Source organism: Streptomyces sp. NBC_00414 (assembly GCF_036038375.1).
Classification (GTDB): Bacteria; Actinomycetota; Actinomycetes; order Streptomycetales; family Streptomycetaceae; genus Streptomyces.
The window spans coordinates 10128964-10144657 of the sequence record NZ_CP107935.1 but is presented as its reverse complement, the minus strand read 5'-3'; the positions used below and the strand labels follow the sequence as shown (position 1 = coordinate 10144657).

The following is a 15694-nucleotide window of genomic DNA, read 5'->3' as shown; positions in this document are numbered from 1 at the left end:
ACCCAGTGTTCGTAGTACGACAGGAGTTCCCGTATGACCGACCATGTCGTCAACTTCATCAACGGCGCCCGCAGCGCCGCCCCCGGACGGTCACCCCTGACCGACCCGAGGACAGGTCAGATCCTCGGATCCGCCGTGATCTCCCGGGCCGAAGAGGTCGACGCCGCCTTCGACGCGGCAGCCGCGGCCTTCGCGACCTGGAGGCGCAGCACGCCCGGGGAACGTCAGGCGGCACTGCTGGCCGCAGCGGCCGAGATGGAGGAGCGGGCGGACGAGTTCGTCGCCGCCGAGTGCGGTGAGACCGGCAAGCCGACCGAGCTCTTCCGGTCGGAGGAACTGCTGCCGATCATCGATCAGCTCCGGTTCTTCGCCGGCGCGGCCCGCATGCTGGAAGGGCGTGCCGCGTCCGAGTACGTTCCGGGCCACACGTCCATGGTGCGCCGTGAACCGGTCGGTGTGATCGCCTCGATAGCCCCCTGGAACTACCCGCTGATGACCGCGGTCTGGAAGCTGGCTCCGGCCGTCGCCGCCGGAAACACGGTGGTCTTCAAGCCGGACGCGGCCACCCCGTCCAGTGCGCTGCTCCTCGCCGAGATCCTCGGCCGCCACCTCCCCCCGGGCTGTGTGAACGTCGTCTGCGGAGACCGGGAGACGGGCAAGCTCGTGGCCCGGCACCCGCGCGCGGACATGGTCGCCATCACCGGCTCGACCCGCGCCGGAAGCGAGGTGGCTCGCGCCGCCGCCCACGACCTGCGCCGCACGCACCTCGAACTGGGCGGCAACGGCCCTGTCCTGGTCTTCGAGGACGCGGACGTGGCCCACTGCGCGAAGCTGATCGCCGAGTCCGCCTTCTACAACGCGGGCCAGGACTGCACCGCGCCCTCGCGTGTCCTGGCGCACACCGACGTACACGACAGGCTCGTGCATGCCCTGGTCGAACACGCCCGGTCGTTCGCGCTCGTGGACCAGGGAAACACCCGGGACGGCAGGAGCCCACTGATCAGCCGGGCCCAGCTGCAGCGGGTGACGGGGCTCGTCGAACGCCGGAGCGGCACCGCCCGCGTAGCCGCCGGCGGCAAGGCGGAGGCCGGATCGGGCTTCTTCTTCGAGCCGACCGTCATCACCGGAGTCGAGCAGGCGGACGAGATCGTGCAGGAAGAGATCTTCGGCCCCGTCCTGACCGTGCAGAGCTTCGCCGACGAACAGACGGCGATCGACCTTGCGAACGGCGTCCGCCAGGGCCTGGCGTCCAGTGTGTGGACGCGTGACGTGGGCCGCGCGATCCGCGTCACCAGTGCGCTCGACTTCGGTGTCGCCTGGGTCAACACCCACATCACGACGGCCGCGGAGATGCCGCACGGCGGCTTCAAGGAGACCGGCGAGGGCAAGGACCTCTCCCTGTACGGCCTGGAGGCCTACACCCGGATCAAGCATGTGATGCTCGCATGGGCGTGAACCCCGACATCCTGGAGCTGTTCCCCGAGGGGACGACCATCGAAGCGGACCGCGGCCTGATGGTCGCCGGCGTCGCCCTGTCCGAGGTCGCCGACCGCTTCTCGACCCCCGCCTACGTCGTCGACGAGGCGGACCTGCGCACACGGGTCCGGCGTTACCGACAGGCGTTGAGCGCCGGTTGGCCCTACTCGAAGCTCGTGTTCGCCTCCAAGTCCTTTCCGTGCGTGGCCGCGTACAGACTGATGGCACAGGCGGGGATCGGCGTCGACGTGGCCGGCCTCGGTGAGCTGGCCGCTGCTCTTCGCGGGGGTGTCGAGGGCAGGAATCTGGTCCTGCACGGCAACGCGAAGACCGGGACCGAGATCGACATGGCGGTGGCCGCCGGTGTCGGCCTGGTCGTGGTGGACAACTTCGAGGACCTCGACCGCCTGGAACACGCGGTGGGACACGCCGGGGTCACCCGTCAGGACGTCCTCGTGCGCGTGCTGCCCGAGGTCCGCGCCGACACCTACGAGGCGGTGGCCACAGGACAGAAGGGCTCCAAGTTCGGACTCCCGCTGGACCAGGTACCGCGAGCCATCGAGCGCGTACGTGCCAGTGCGAAACTGCATCTGGCCGGACTGCACACGCACGTCGGCAGCCAGATCCTCGGCGTGGAGCCGTTCGCCGCCGCGGTCCGGGCACTTGCCGGCCTCGGGGAGTTCGAGACCTACAACCTCGGTGGCGGCCTGGGCGCGCGCTACACCTACACCGACCACCCGCCCGAACCCGAGGAATGGATCGGCGCGATCACGGAGACCGCTCGCCGCTATCTGCCGGTATCGTCCCAGCTGATGATCGAACCGGGTCGAAGTCTGGTGGCCCGCTCCGGGGTGAGTCTGTACCGCGTGGTCAACGTCAAAAGAGGAGACCGCGTCACCGTCGCCGTGGACGGCGGCATGGGGGACAACATGGAAGTCGCGCTCTACGGCCAGCGGTTCGAGGCCACCCTGGTCGACAAGGTCGGCGACGGAGACGGCGACGGCGAAGAGGTCGACGTCGTGGGGCGGCACTGCGAGTCGGGCGACCGGATCAGTTCCGGCGTCACGCTGCGCTCGCCGCGGGTCGGCGACGTCATCGCGGTACCCGTGACCGGAGCGTATTGCCACACCATGGCCAACAACTACAACGGAGCGCTCAAGGCACCGGTCGTCTTCTGCGCCGACGGCGAGGCACGCGAGGTGGTCCGCCGAGAGACCCTCGCCGACTTCTTCGCCCGCGACACGTCGGACTGGCTCGACGCGCCATGACGCGGGTGTGCGAGCACGCAAGCAAGCAGGGGGCGGCACGCAGGGGTGCGGGCGGCCAGGCCGTGAGCTTTGCCAGACGCGCAAGTGCGCAGGTCGCGGTCGGTCCTGGCACCCTCGACCGGACAGGGCTCGCTGATGGTAAAATTCTTACGATCTCGCGATACGGAGTACTCTGGCCACATGGTGGATACCCCGAAAGATGGCGCGACGAAGTCGACGCGCACGAAGTCGACCGACCCCAAGCGTCCTCAGCGCCGGCACCGCCCCCGCGAGGAGACTCGCGCCATGCTGCTGAACGCCGCGACGAACCTCGCCATCGAGCGGACCCGCCCCGAGTCGGCGAAACTGCACAACCCGCTCGCGGACATCCGTATCTCCGATGTCCTCGTCGAGGTGAACCGGCGCAATCCCGATGACAAGAAGCTGACAACGGGCGCCTTCTACCAGATCTGGCAGGACCAGGCCGCTTTCCAACAGGAACTGATGCGCCATGTGATGGACGAGATCGCCACGCCCGGGGCGGGACAGATCCAGGCACTCGCGTTCGAGCTGGTCGCCGACGGAGAAACACCCGAGGAGATCTTCCGTCAGATCAGCGAGGCCGACTTCCGGTGGACGAGCGCGTCACCGGAACTGTTCCTGGCCCTCGGGCTGGGGGCGCTGGCCCCGGTCGACATGGTGCGGGACGCGCAGGCCGGCGCGAACGAACGCTACGTCAACGCGACCGATCACCTGCTGGGCATTCTGCTGCGATACGCACGCCGGCGCCTGAGGGCCGACCGCACCATGGAAGACCTGATCTGGGCCATCGAGGCGTTGTCCGTGGGTTATCTGCTGCGTTCGCGCACACACCCCGACATTCCCAACCGGACGGACCGCAACGGGTGGACCGTCCAGGCGAGCGCCTATCTCGGCGTGGTCCACGCGTTCAGCGAACCGATTCCTGACACCGACACCGACACCGATCCCGCTGCCGACGGTGAACCCCACGGCGAACCCGATGCCGTTCCGCTCGGCGTGTCCGAGGGCGGTCCCGACGACACGGCAGCATCCGAGAGGGCTCAATGAAGTCGTTCAGATCGCTGCCGGAGCAGGCAGACACCGTCGTGATCGGCGGGGGCACGGCGGGATGCGTCATCGCGGCGCGGCTCGCCGCGAACGGGCGGTCCGTACTCGTCCTTGAGGCAGGCCCCGACTACGGCGCGCTCGAGGACGGCAACTGGCCCGCGGAACTCCTCGACGCGGCCGAACTGCCGACGACCCACGACTGGGGATACGAGGGTGCGGGGGCGGCAGGACAGCCGCTGACGTACGACCGCGCACGCGTCATCGGCGGGTGTTCCGCACACAACGGATGCAGCCAGAGCGTCGGTTGGGCCGGTGACTACGACGCCTGGGCCGCCGCCGGCTGCCCGGGATGGAGTGCCGCCGACCTCGCCCCCCTGTTCACCGCTGCCGCCGAACTCCTGCGGTTCCGCCGCTACACCCAGGACGAGATCCAGCCGTTCCAGCGAGAGTTCATCCGTGCCTGCCGGCAGTCGGGAATACCCGCCCTGGACGACCTGGAGGATCTGGGAGCGTCACAGAGCGTGGGATGCGCGCCCGTGAACGTCCGCGATCTGACCAGGATCAACACCGCGTTCGGCTACCTGGACCCACAGCGCGCCCGACCGAACCTCGCCATCGCGGCCGACGCGCACGTCGACCGGATCCACTTCCTCGTCGGCGCGGTCGAGGCCGTCACGGTCACGCGACACGGCCGGACCTCGACGGTCGGCGCCCGGGAGGTGGTCCTGGCAGCGGGCGCGTACGGAAGCCCGGAAGTCCTGCTGCGCTCGGGCATAGGACCCGCGGCTCATCTGGAGGACCTGGGCATCACGGTGGTCAGCGACCGACCGGGAGTCGGATCCAACCTGCACGATCACCCCGCTGCCCTGCTGGAGTTCGCGGGCACCGCCGAACTGCGCCGTGAACTGGCCCGGTTCTCCGGGGGCGGCTGGCTGCCGCAGGAACAGAGCATCGTCAAACTCCGCTCCCCAGTCTCCGACGGACCGTACGACCTCCACGTATATCCGTGGGTTGAGCCCGATCCGACGCAGGAGTACGGCTGGCGTTGCGTTCTGCCGATCAGCCAGCTCCGTCCGCGTTCACGCGGCACCGTACGGCTGACCTCGCGCGCACCCGACGCGCGGGCGACCGTGGATCCCCGCTTCTTCAGTGACGATGCCGGAGCCGACCTGGAGAGCGTCCGCCACGGCGTTCGCTGGACGCTTGAGAACGTGGTACCTCGTATGGACCGCCACCTCGGCACTCCCCTGTTCAAACCGGTCCCGCCGGACGAGGACGGCCTGGACGACTGGGTCAGGCGCCACCACTCCCACTACTGGCATCCCGCCGGTACGTGCGCCATGGGCGCCGCCGATGACCCGATGGCCGTCGTCGACCATCAGGGAAGGGTGTTCGGTGTCACCGGGCTACGGGTCGCCGACGCGTCGGTGTTTCCCGACATCCCCCGCGCCACCCCGGCGCTGCCGACCGTCGTGGTCGCCGAAAGAATCGCCGGTTTCATGACCGGAACGACACCCTGAACGGCCCGCACCGCCGTTTCCGGGATGACCGGCTTCCCGTGCAGTGCATGACTCACATAGGAGTCGTGCCGGTGACCCGGCTCTCCCTCGCCGCCGAACACCGCCCGCGACCGGGGGGCCGTCATCCCCATCCCGGCCGCTCAACTGCGTACGGCCGCCGCCATCGCTCCAGCCCTCAGGGAGCAGGGACACCGCACTCACCTCGGCAATCCAGGCTGTGACGGAGGTGGGCTTGAGCGTGAACGCCTGATCCTGTGCGGCGCCCCGCTCACCTCGACCCGCCCGGTACGAGACGGGAGTTCGGCAGTGCGCGGGGCGTGCAGCCGGCTCACCTGGTGGCCGCGGTTCTGCCTGGGCCCTCAGGCTTCACCGTGGTCTTGCTGCCGGCGTCGCAGAACGTGCTGTTGGCAGTCCGTCCAGCCCGGAGATCTGTTGGGACGTACTCTTCGCGATGGCCGCGGCCAGTCCCGTCGCCGCGTCGGCCCGGCCCTGGTTCTGCTCGCCGGCGCAGAGCACCCGGGACTGGGTGAAGTGGGCGCGCAGCGCGTCGGTGAGGATCCGGTCGAACGGCCGCCCCTTCGTCGCGGCCGCCTTGTCGAGGGTGTCGAGGCTGACCATGCCCGGCATGTCGTGCCCCTCGTGGGGGCGCGTGTCCGGCACACCTGACAGCTTCAGCGCGGCGCGCAGACGGCGCAGGTCCGCACGCAGCGTCGAGCCGGTCTTCGCCGCCAGCGTGGTCACGGCCGGGTCCGCCGAGCGGGAGGGCGCCAGGTCGGTCAGCTGCCGGGCACGCTCGGCCATGGGGATCATCAGCAGGATCCAGGCGGTGTCGGTCGCGTTGAAGGCCGATGTCCGCGACGCGGCAACTTGCGGCGACGTACCGCCGGTTGCCGGCTGCGCGGAGCAGCCGGCAACCAGCAGCGCCACAGCCGCGGCGCACACCGACCACAGGGTCAGAACGTGCCGGCGGAGTTGCACTTGGCCTTCTGGGTGATGCAGTCCTTCACGCGGTGTCCGAGCGCGGCGTTGTCCCAGGCGTTGAAGAAGTCGCCGTGGATGGAGGACGCCATGCCCGAGGCCAGCCGGAAGCCCGCGCTGCTGCCGCTGGTCGGGTAGCTGACGACGAAGGAGAGGTTGGGGATGGCGACGGGGTAGGCGCCGCTGCACTTGCCGTCGTAGGTGAACGCCACGTGCGACTTGTGGTCGGGGCTGTCGAGGTTCTTGCCGTCCCAGCAGTCGGGGAAGACCAGTTGGTGGGTGAGGTGGGCCTTCGGGGCGCAGACCGGCCAGTTGCCGTCGGCGCTGCGGCCGATCTCACCGCCCTCGCCGGAGCACCAGTACTGGCCGGTCGATCCCGCCGGAGTGGGCGTCTGCGCCTTGGCGTCACCCGCGATCATGCGGAATCCCTCCGGGAAGGGCACGGTCGCCGAGGGGTCGGGCAGCCGGGAACCGTAGTAGACGATCATGCCCTCGGCTTCGACGGCCTTGTCGCCCTCGTAGAGGCTGGGGATCCAGTACGCCGAGAGGTCCTCGGCAGGGGTGCAGCTGGTCGGCTTGTTGGTGAGCAGCGACTGGGTCGTGGAGAACGCGTCGGTGCTCTTGTTGCCGAAGAAGCTGTGCATGTGGGACGCGCCGGGCAGGCCCGGCAGGACGATGGGGTCGTCCGGCTTGGAGTGACTGTAGGTGCAGGTGGCGTTGAACTCCGGAACCCGGACCACATGGCCGGGCACCGCGGCCGGTGTCATCGCACGGAACTGACTCAGCTGGGCGTTCCACTTGGCCTGGTCGACGGGGACCCAGCCGGGCGCCGCGCCGCCGCCCTCACCGACGAAGGAGAACCAGTTGATGTTGACGAAGTCACCGGACCCCGTGCCGCGCAGTACGGCGAACACCGTCTGCGAACCGGTCGGGTGGCTGGAGACCTCGGTCTCCCGGGTCGCCCAGTTCTGCCAACCGCCGGTCGGGGCAACCGGGATGACCGCGAGCAGCGGTCCGGTGAGGCTGCCGGTACGCAGCTCCACCGTGCCCGAGCCGACGGCGGACGCGATCCTGGCCGACACCGTCAGCCGGCCGGCCGTACCGAGGTCGACGTTGTCGAACCGCATCCAGTCGCCGTCGGCGAGGAACGCGGCGTTCTGCCCGCCTCCCATGTCCGCGGTCGCCTCCAGCGCGACGCCCGACTGGGCCGCGTAGGACTCGGCCTGGACGGTGACCGTCGCGGCCTGCGCCCGCTGGGTCGAGACGGTCAGGCTCAGGGTGGCGGCCAGCGCGACCACCAGGGCGTTCACCAAGAGTGTGTACAGAGGGACGCGATATCTGCGCATCTCACTTCCTCACGAACATCGGGGGTGAAGGAACCGAACTAGGGAGCTGGGCAAAGGGCTGAGCGAAAGGGCTGCTTGCCGCCGCAGGGCCGCTCCGCCCCGAAGGGACGGGGCGGAGCGGCCCGGGGACGTCGCGAACGAACGCCGGGGTGGCAGAGGTCCGGTCTTCGGCTCGGTCGGCCTCGGGCTCGGCCTCGGCCTCGGGAACCGAGGGCTGTCGTGGGAACCGGGGCTACTGATAGACCCGCACGAAGTCGACGAGCATCTTGGACGGGAAGGGAGTGCTCGCGTCCGTCGGGCCCGGCCAGTCACCGCCGACCGCGAGGTTGAGGATCATGTAGTGCGGGTGGTCGAAGATCCATGGCCCGCGGGTCTGCTCCACCTGGTCCTTGTCGAGGGTGAAGACGGTCCGGCCGTCCAGGCTGTAGGTGATGCCCTTGCTGTTCCAGTCGGCGGCCCAGGTGTGGAAGTCGTCCGAGAAGTCGGCGTTCCCGGGCAGGGTGTACGGCGAACCGATTCCGCCGCCGCCGTTGTAGGCGGGCGCGTGGACGGTCGAGTACGCGGTCTTCACGTCCTTGCCGAGGACCTCCACGATGTCGATCTCGCCGTTGTACGGCCACGGCCGGCCCGTCAGGAAGTCGGCGCCCATCATCCAGAACGCGGGCCACAGGCCGTTGCCCTTGGGTACCTTGATGCGTGCTTCGACGCGCCCGTAGGTGAACTGGAACGTCGCGCCGGTGTTCATCCGCGCCGAGGTGTACTGACAGGTGGTGCTGCCGCTCAACGGGTCACGCGGGCACGACGATCCGGCGGTGACCTCCTTGCGGGCCTCCATCACCAGGTGTCCCGACCCGTCCAGCGAGGCGTTGCGGTGGTCGGTGTAGTACTCCAGCTCGTTGTTGGGCCCGGTGCCCGGGTCGGCCCGCCACTTCGAGGCGTCGGGCCTGCCGCCCGCGGCGCCGTCGAACTCGTCGCTCCACACCAGCCGCGGCGGGTTCGCGGGGTCGCTGGGCAGGGGCGGGGGCGTGATCGGGGCCCCACCGGAGCCGTACACCTGGAACTCCCACAGCGAGTAGCCGTAGGGAGTCGCGCGTTCCGTGCCGTACATGCGCACATGGCGGCCGGAGCCGGAGACGGCCAGGGTCTGCTTGAAGCCCGTGCCGGACGTCGTCGAGTAGATCGGCGTCCAGTCGGTGCCGTTGGGTGAGACCTGGATCTGGAAGGACTTGGCGTAGGCGGGATCCCACTGCAGGACGACCTTGTCGATCTGTGCCGTCGCGCCGAGGTCGATGGAGATCCAGCCCGGGTCGGTCCAGCCGGTGGTGGAGCTGGTGGCCCAGCGGGAGGCCGGATCCCGGTCGAAGGCCCTGGCCGGTGTGCACTCCCAGCAGTTCCCGTCGCTCTGGGAGGAGGAGGCCGCGCCCGGCCTGCCGTAGGAGAGCAGTCTGCCGGGGTCGCCGCCGGAACCGCCTGCGGTGCCGTACACCTGGAACTCCCACAGCGAGTAGCCGTAGGCGGTGGCGCGTTGTGTCCCGTACATGCGCACATAGCGGCCGGTGCCGGAGACGGTCAGGTTCTGGGTGCCGCCGGTGCCCGTGGCCGTCTGGTGGACGGTGGTCCAGCTCTGCGCGTCGCTCGACACCTCGATCCTGAACGCCGTGCCGTACGCGGCCTCCCAGTTGAGGACGACCCGGCTGATCTCGGCGCTCGCCCCGAGGTCGATCCGGATCCACTGCGGATCGGCGAAGGCGCTGGACCACCGGGTCCCGGGGTCTCCGTCGACGGCGCTCCGAGCGTTGAAGTCCCCTTCAGTACTTGAGGCGGTGGCGGTCTTTCCCTGCGAGAGCAGTACCTCCGCAGCCTGTGCGGGAGGTGCGGGCAGAGCGATGAAAGTGAGTAGTGAGGCCGCGAGTGTCAGAAATAAGGCGAAGCGACGCAGCAGTGGTTGCATGGGCGACTCCTCAAATGGGGGCGAGGTGAGGGAGCGCTCCCTGAAGGGGAGAATGGAGGGGCGCGTGAGAGCTGTCAAGAGTTGTTTCACCTTGAAAAAACAGGGGCGTAACGCGTTCGACTTATGGAGGGAGCGGTCCCTGAGGGCACCCGTGGCGGGATGCCGACCCGAGGGCGGCGCAGGGCGCGAAAGGCTCTTCGGCATGCTCATGACGCCCCGGCCTGCGGATACTCTGCTCACAACGTCATGACGCTGAGCCGGAGGTCGCCCTGATGAGAAAACCCGCCCCGCGCACGAACCCGGGCGGCGGCACAGGGGACGGACAGGTATGAAACGGCCCACTCTGGAAGTGGTCGCCGCGCGGGCGGGCGTGTCCAAATCGAGCGTCTCCCGCGTCATCAACGGCGAGACGACGGTCGCCCCTGAGATCCGGGACGTCGTCATGCAGGCGGTGCACGAACTGGGTTACGTGCCCAACGGGGCGGCCCGCAACCTCGTCACCCGACGCACGGACACCCTCGCCGTGGTGGTCTCCGACCCGCCGCAGGGAGTCGTCTCCGACGACCCCCTCTTCTCCGCGGTGGTCCGCGCCGTCAGCAGAGAGCTGGAGAAGGCGGGCAAACGGCTCGTGCTCATGCTCGCGGAATCGGACCAGAGCCGGACCCGCGTGGTGGAGTACATCGCCGGCGGGCACGTGGACGGTGTGCTCCTGGTCGCCCTGCACGGCACGGACTCGCTGCCGGCCGCGCTCGCCCGGCAGGGTCTGCCCGTCGTGTCCTTCAACCGCACCTCCGCACAGGACGTCCCGTACGTGGCGCTGGACAACGCGGGTGGAGCGGCACTGGCGGTACGCCACCTTCTGGAGCGCGGCCGGCGGCGGATCGCCACCATCACCGGGCCGCTCGAACTCTACGAGGCGCGTGAGCGCCTCGACGGCTACCGGCAGGCGCTGCGGGACACCGGCCGTCGCTCGATCGTGGCACTGGGCGACTTCACGAGAGTCTCCGGCGCCGAAGCCATGCGCCAGCTCCTGGAGGACGATCCCGACCTCGACGCGGTGTTCGCGTCCAACGACCTGATGGCGATCGGAGCCCTGCGCACCCTCCAGAAGGCGGGCCGACGCGTTCCCGAGGACGTGGCGGTGATCGGCTTCGACGACATCGAGGCCGCGTCCTACACGAGCCCCGCGCTCACCTCGGTACGCAGCCCGATGGCGGACCAGGCGACCGCGGCCGTCCACCTGCTCCTCAGCCTGATAGACGGCGGCCCCACGGACCCGGTGATCATGCCGAACGAACTCGTGGTGCGCGAATCGACCTGATCACGCGACTGATCTCCCGTCAGTACGGCCAAGAGGCCCTCCGGGCCTTTCCGTTGGTCCGCCCGAGCCTCTGCCCGTGCCCGTACCGTCTCCGGGTACAGCCGCGCGGCGCCGACCCCGCGAGCCGCGGTGTCGTCGCCGCGCCGCCTTGTAACATCTGAGCACCGCCGTACAAGCCGTACCAGGGGGACGCGTGATCGAACTGGCCGACATGATCCGGGAGTTGCGTGAGCAGCTCACCTCGGCCCTGGCGGACGGCGACGGCAGGATGCTCCGCTTCGAACTGGGACCCGTGGAGGTCGAGGCGTCCGTCGCCGTCACCCGGGAGGGCGGCGGCGACGCGAAGGTACGGCTGTGGGTCGTCGACGCCGGGGCGAGCGGCAAGTACGGGCACGCCGAGACGCAGCGGATCACGCTCACGCTCGTTCCCAAGCTCGTGCCGCCGGGCGGGGGTCCGGCGGAGACGGCGCTGATCACGGGTGACGAGGTTGACGACGAGATCTGAGCGCGGGATGCGGCCGGAGCGTACCGCGGAGATCATCGTCAGCATGCCGGCGGGCGGGGGCAGTGGGCGGCGCGGTTCCGGGTACCTCGTGGCGTCGGGCACGGTTCTCACCGCCGCGCACGTCGTCGCGGGCGCCGACGGCATCCGTGTCCGCTTCCAGGCGGGCCGGCCCGGGGAGCGAGTCGTCGACGCCGCGTTGGCCTGGTCGAACGACGCCGTCGACGTCGCCGTTCTCACGTTGCCGGAGACCGCCGCTGAGGATGTCCCGCCCGTTCCCCTCGGCAGGATCGACGAGCAGGACACGGTGCTGAGCTGCACGGCGATGGGATTCCCCCGCTTCAAACTGCGTACCGACGCGGCCGGCAGGCGCTTCCGGGACGCCGAGCACATGGACGCCAGTTGCGCGGTGCTCGCCAACCGGCGCGAGGGCACCCTGGACCTGCGGATCACCGCGCCGCCCGCCGAGGACCCGGACCCCGCGCGGGACGCCTGGGAGGGCATGTCGGGCGCGGCCGTGTTCAGCGGCGCGCACCTGGTCGGTGTCGTCAGCCGCCATCACCGCAGGGAGGGGCCGGGACGGATCGCGGCGGGGCGTGTCGACCGGTGGGCGGACGGGCTGAGCGCGCCCGAACGGGCCCGCTTGGAGAGCCTGTTGGGCCACGACCTCGTGACGCTGCCCTCCACCGGGCCGGCCGCCGCCCTCGACCTCGTCCAGGAGGCGTACCGGGCCCAGCTCACCGACATCGCCCCCGGGCTGCTCGACCGGCGGGAATCCGAACTGGCGGGCCTGGTCTCCTTCTGCGGCGGGCCGGAGCCGTACCTCTGGCTGCAGGGCCGTCCGTGGACGGGCAAGACAGCGCTGGCGGCCTGGTTCGCGCTGCGTCCGCCGCGTGGGGTCGTGCCGGTGTGGTTCTTCATCACCGCCCGATACGCCGGACAGTCCGACAGCGACGCGTACACGGCGGCCGTCGTCGAACAGCTCGCGGCGATCGCGGGACGCGAGCCGGCCGTCGCGGGCTCCCCGGCCGCCCGCGACGGCGAACGCCGACTGCTGCTGCGGGAGGCCGCGGAACGGGTCGCCGAGGACGGCGGCACGCTGCTGCTGGTCGTGGACGGCCTCGACGAGGACCAGTCCCGGATGCCCGGTGGCGCAGGCACCAGCATCGCCTCCCTGCTGCCGGAACGTCTCCCGTCGAACGTCCGCGTCCTGGTGACCAGCCGCCCGAGCCCCGGCGTCCCGCCGGACGTCCCGGGCGGGCACCCGCTGCGCCACTGCCAGGTCGTGGAACTGGCCCCCTCCGAAGCGGCCCGCCACACCGAGCACGAGGCGAAGTTCGACCTGCAGCAGGCCTTGGCCGGCGACCGGTTGGAGCGTGACGTGGTCGGCCTGCTCACCGCCGCCCGTGGCACCCTCTCCGTCGAGGACCTGCGCGAACTGACGGGCGAGACGGGCTACTTGCTGCGGCAGAGACTCGGGAGCGTGTTCGGCCGCATCCTGCGGCTGCGGGGCGGCGGTCTCGGCAGTTCCGGCGAGGCCGACGTGACGCTCTACACGACCAGCCGCGGCTATCTCTTCGCCCACGAGACACTCCTCGTGGCCGCCCGGGACGAACTCGGGCCGGACGTGGACACGTACTGGGAAAGGCTGCGCGTCTGGGCCGAGACGTACGAACGCCGGGGCTGGCCGGAGAACACCCCGCTGTATCTGCTCCAGCCCTACGGCCGTCTGGTGGCGTTCCTCCGGGACGCGGGACGCGCCACCGCCCTGGCCACGGACCTGGGGCGGCGGAACCGGCTGCGGGAGGCGACGGGGAGCGACGCGGCGTGTCTCGCGGAGATCGCGGCGGCGCGGGAGACCGTTCGCCGGGTCACCCCCGACGACCTGGGGGCGCTGGGCGCGCTGGCGGCGGCGGAGGATCTGGTGGCCCGGCGCAACGAGTCGTTGCATCCGGACATCCCGGCCGGATACGCGCGACTCGGCCGGGTCCGCCATGCCCTCGGCCTGGCCCGCAGCGTCTTCAGGACCGGGGACCGCGCCAGGGCCCTGCTCGGTGTGGCACGTGTCCTGGCGGAGACGGGTGACGGCCGGACGGCCGGGCTGGCGGAGGAGGCGGCGCGGCTGGCGGAGCGGGCGATGGACGAGGCGGTGTCCGGCCGCACGGACGGCCTGTCGGCAGCGCAGGGCATGCGGGCGACCGCCCTCGCGTTGGCGGGTCGTGAGGAAGAGGCGGGGCGCGGGTTGCCCGAGAAGCCCCGGGCACACGACGGGCCGGGCACCAAAGCCTTCGTCAGGGCCCTGATCACGACCGCGGGGGTGCTGCGGAACCCGCCCGCCGCGGCCGGCCCGCTGCGGCTCGCGGAGGAGTCCGCCGAGCTGATCGAGTTCCTTCCGGACCGGGTGCGTGTCCTGGCGGCCCTCGCCGGGGCGTACTCGGCGTGCGGCCTTCCGGAGGACGCGACACGGCTCTGCGGGGAGGTGGCCGAGCTCGCCCGGTGTCGTGACACCAGCGACTTCGAGAACCTCTACGCGATCGCCGCGGAGGCCCTTCGGGACACGCACCCCGACGAGGCCGAGCGCCTGGCCCTGCAGCCCGCGGCGAGGCCGCGCGGAGGTCAGTACGGTGCCGGTCACGGAGCCGATGACAAGGCGACGTGTGGCGACGTCTGCGCGCTCGTCGCGGCCGGCCGGATGACAGAGGCCCACCGGCTCGCGGAACACCTCGGCGATCCCGGCAGGCTGCGTGCCCAGCGGGTCGTCTGGTCGGTGGTCGCCGAAGGCTGGGCCCGCCGGGGTTCGACCACCGAGGCCTGGGCGGCACGCGAACGGTCCCGGCGGGCGGGCGTACTCGACGGCGACATCGACGACACCACTCAGCGCGTCGTCGAGTCCCTCCTACGCACCGGTGCCGGTGCCGGTGCCGGTGCCGGTGCCGCCGAGCAGTTGGTGGCCACGCTGGTCGCCCAGGAGTACTCCGCACCGGACGGCCCCTCCTGGTGGGAGGCCGCCGAGGTGCTCGTCGTCCTCGCCGGGCACCTCGCCGCGACCGACCCGCGGCGGGCACTGGAACTGCTCCACACAGCGGAGCACGGACCGCGGCGAACCACCACGGAGGTACCCCCGGTCGATCAGGAGCGTCTCGCCGCCCTGGCGGGTGCCCTCGCCACCGCGGGCCGGCCCGACGAGGCGGAGCGACTCGTGGCGGCGATCGCCGAACCATCCGTACGCGCCTGGGGCCTCGCCGCCGTGTCGCTGGCCGTCGCCGCCCTCGACCCCGGCCGGGCGCTGCGTCTCGCCGAAGCGGCCGTCGATCTGTCGTTCGCGCTCGACGGAGACTGGGCGACTCCCTCCCCCATGACCACCGCCGTCCAGTCCCTGGCATGGGCCGGCGCCTCCGAACGCGTCGCGGACATCCTGCGGGCACCGGCGCACGAGGACGACCCGCCGAGAACGTACGACCGCGATCGTGCCCGTGTGGAGGCCGCTGCGGGACTGTGGCCGCACGATCCGGCGGCGGCGGCCCGGCTGGTGGACGACCTGCTCGGCGGCGTACCCGGCGGCGTGGGCGGCGATCCCGTGCTCGCCCTCGCACCGCTGCTCGTCGCGGTGGGGCTCCACGACGGTGAACTCGGCGCGCGCGTCAGGCAGGTCCCGCACTCGCCGCACTCCCCGGCCGTCCCGGACCTCGTGTACGAGGACGGCAACGGCTACCCGGGCCACGACGGGCCCCACCCGGACAGCAGAGAGGTACTGCTCGGCCTGCTGACTGCCGCCACCGACCCGGCCGGCGCGCGCAGGCGCCTCGACAGGATTCCGAGATACGCGCCGCCGAGGCCCGGTGACGCCCGGGCGGTGAGCGGGTCGGCCCTCGTCCACGCCGCGCTCGGCGACCACGGGACCGCCCGGACCACGGCCGAGCGCGGAGAGGACCCGGAGCATCGCGCGGCGGCCTTCGCGCACCTCGCCGCGTACGCCGCCCTGCTGCCCGGCGACCGGGTACCGGTTCCGCTCCATGACCCGTCCGACGTCATCCTGCTCGCCCGCCGCCTGGCCACCCGCCTCCTCCCGTCCCCCTCCGGCCCCGACCTCCCGCGCGCACGGCTCCTCCTCGCCGAGGCCCTCACCCCGGAGGGCTGGCAACACGCGGTACCGGTACTCGCCGCGATCGATCCCGGCGCGGTTCTGCGGGTACGGGACGTCGTCTTCGCCCACCTCGGGTTCGACACCTGAGGACCCGGATCCAGGCCGGCCGTCGCAGCCTTC

At 71.0% G+C, this 15694-nt stretch carries 10 protein-coding genes; 7 read left to right on the top strand and 3 right to left on the bottom strand.

Features of this window, described 5'->3' with window-relative positions; genetic code table 11:
* Positions 1 to 33 precede the first annotated feature (33 nt).
* From OHS59_RS43420 to OHS59_RS43405, 4 genes are all read left to right on the top strand, one after another.
* A complete protein-coding gene (locus OHS59_RS43420) occupies positions 34 to 1455 on the top strand; it encodes an aminobutyraldehyde dehydrogenase (protein WP_328498852.1) in 1422 nt (473 codons plus the stop codon).
* Positions 1446 to 2744 (top strand): diaminopimelate decarboxylase, encoded by a 1299-nt coding sequence (lysA, locus tag OHS59_RS43415; protein ID WP_328498851.1) that lies wholly within the window; start codon positions 1446 to 1448, stop codon positions 2742 to 2744. The genes OHS59_RS43420 and lysA overlap by 10 nt, the downstream gene beginning before the upstream one ends.
* 180 nt (positions 2745 to 2924) lie before the next feature.
* Entirely contained in the window at positions 2925 to 3812 is an 888-nt protein-coding gene (locus OHS59_RS43410; RefSeq protein WP_328498850.1) for a hypothetical protein, read from the top strand.
* The gene (locus OHS59_RS43405; protein ID WP_328498849.1) at positions 3809 to 5332 is read left to right on the top strand and encodes a GMC family oxidoreductase; all 1524 of its coding nucleotides are present in this window, start codon (positions 3809 to 3811) and stop codon (positions 5330 to 5332) included. The genes OHS59_RS43410 and OHS59_RS43405 overlap by 4 nt, the downstream gene beginning before the upstream one ends.
* Positions 5333 to 5698: 366 nt before the next feature.
* Here OHS59_RS43405 and OHS59_RS43400 read toward each other — a convergent pair whose 3' ends face one another.
* The 3 genes from OHS59_RS43400 to OHS59_RS43390 all read right to left on the bottom strand — a co-directional run bounded on the left by OHS59_RS43400 (position 5699) and on the right by OHS59_RS43390 (position 9607).
* Entirely contained in the window at positions 5699 to 6274 is a 576-nt protein-coding gene (locus OHS59_RS43400) for a DUF305 domain-containing protein (RefSeq protein ID WP_328498848.1), read from the bottom strand.
* A gap of 11 nt (positions 6275 to 6285) precedes the next feature.
* On the bottom strand, positions 6286 to 7620 hold the full coding sequence (locus OHS59_RS43395; protein WP_328498847.1) for a DUF1996 domain-containing protein: 1335 nt from the start codon (positions 7618 to 7620) through the stop codon (positions 6286 to 6288).
* 268 nt (positions 7621 to 7888) lie between these two features.
* Complete coding sequence (locus tag OHS59_RS43390) at positions 7889 to 9607, bottom strand: discoidin domain-containing protein (RefSeq protein WP_328498846.1); 1719 nt, start codon at positions 9605 to 9607, stop codon at positions 7889 to 7891.
* Between the two features lie 328 nt (positions 9608 to 9935).
* Between OHS59_RS43390 and OHS59_RS43385 the strand changes: the two genes are divergently transcribed.
* The 3 genes from OHS59_RS43385 (at position 9936) to OHS59_RS43375 (ending at position 15661) form a co-directional block, all read left to right on the top strand.
* Complete coding sequence (locus tag OHS59_RS43385; protein WP_328498845.1) at positions 9936 to 10928, top strand: LacI family DNA-binding transcriptional regulator; 993 nt, start codon at positions 9936 to 9938, stop codon at positions 10926 to 10928.
* Between the two features lie 193 nt (positions 10929 to 11121).
* On the top strand, positions 11122 to 11433 hold the full coding sequence (locus OHS59_RS43380; protein WP_328498844.1) for a trypco2 family protein: 312 nt from the start codon (positions 11122 to 11124) through the stop codon (positions 11431 to 11433).
* The gene (locus OHS59_RS43375) at positions 11417 to 15661 is read left to right on the top strand and encodes a trypsin-like peptidase domain-containing protein (RefSeq protein ID WP_328498843.1); all 4245 of its coding nucleotides are present in this window, start codon (positions 11417 to 11419) and stop codon (positions 15659 to 15661) included. The genes OHS59_RS43380 and OHS59_RS43375 overlap by 17 nt, the downstream gene beginning before the upstream one ends.
* Positions 15662 to 15694 lie beyond the last annotated feature (33 nt).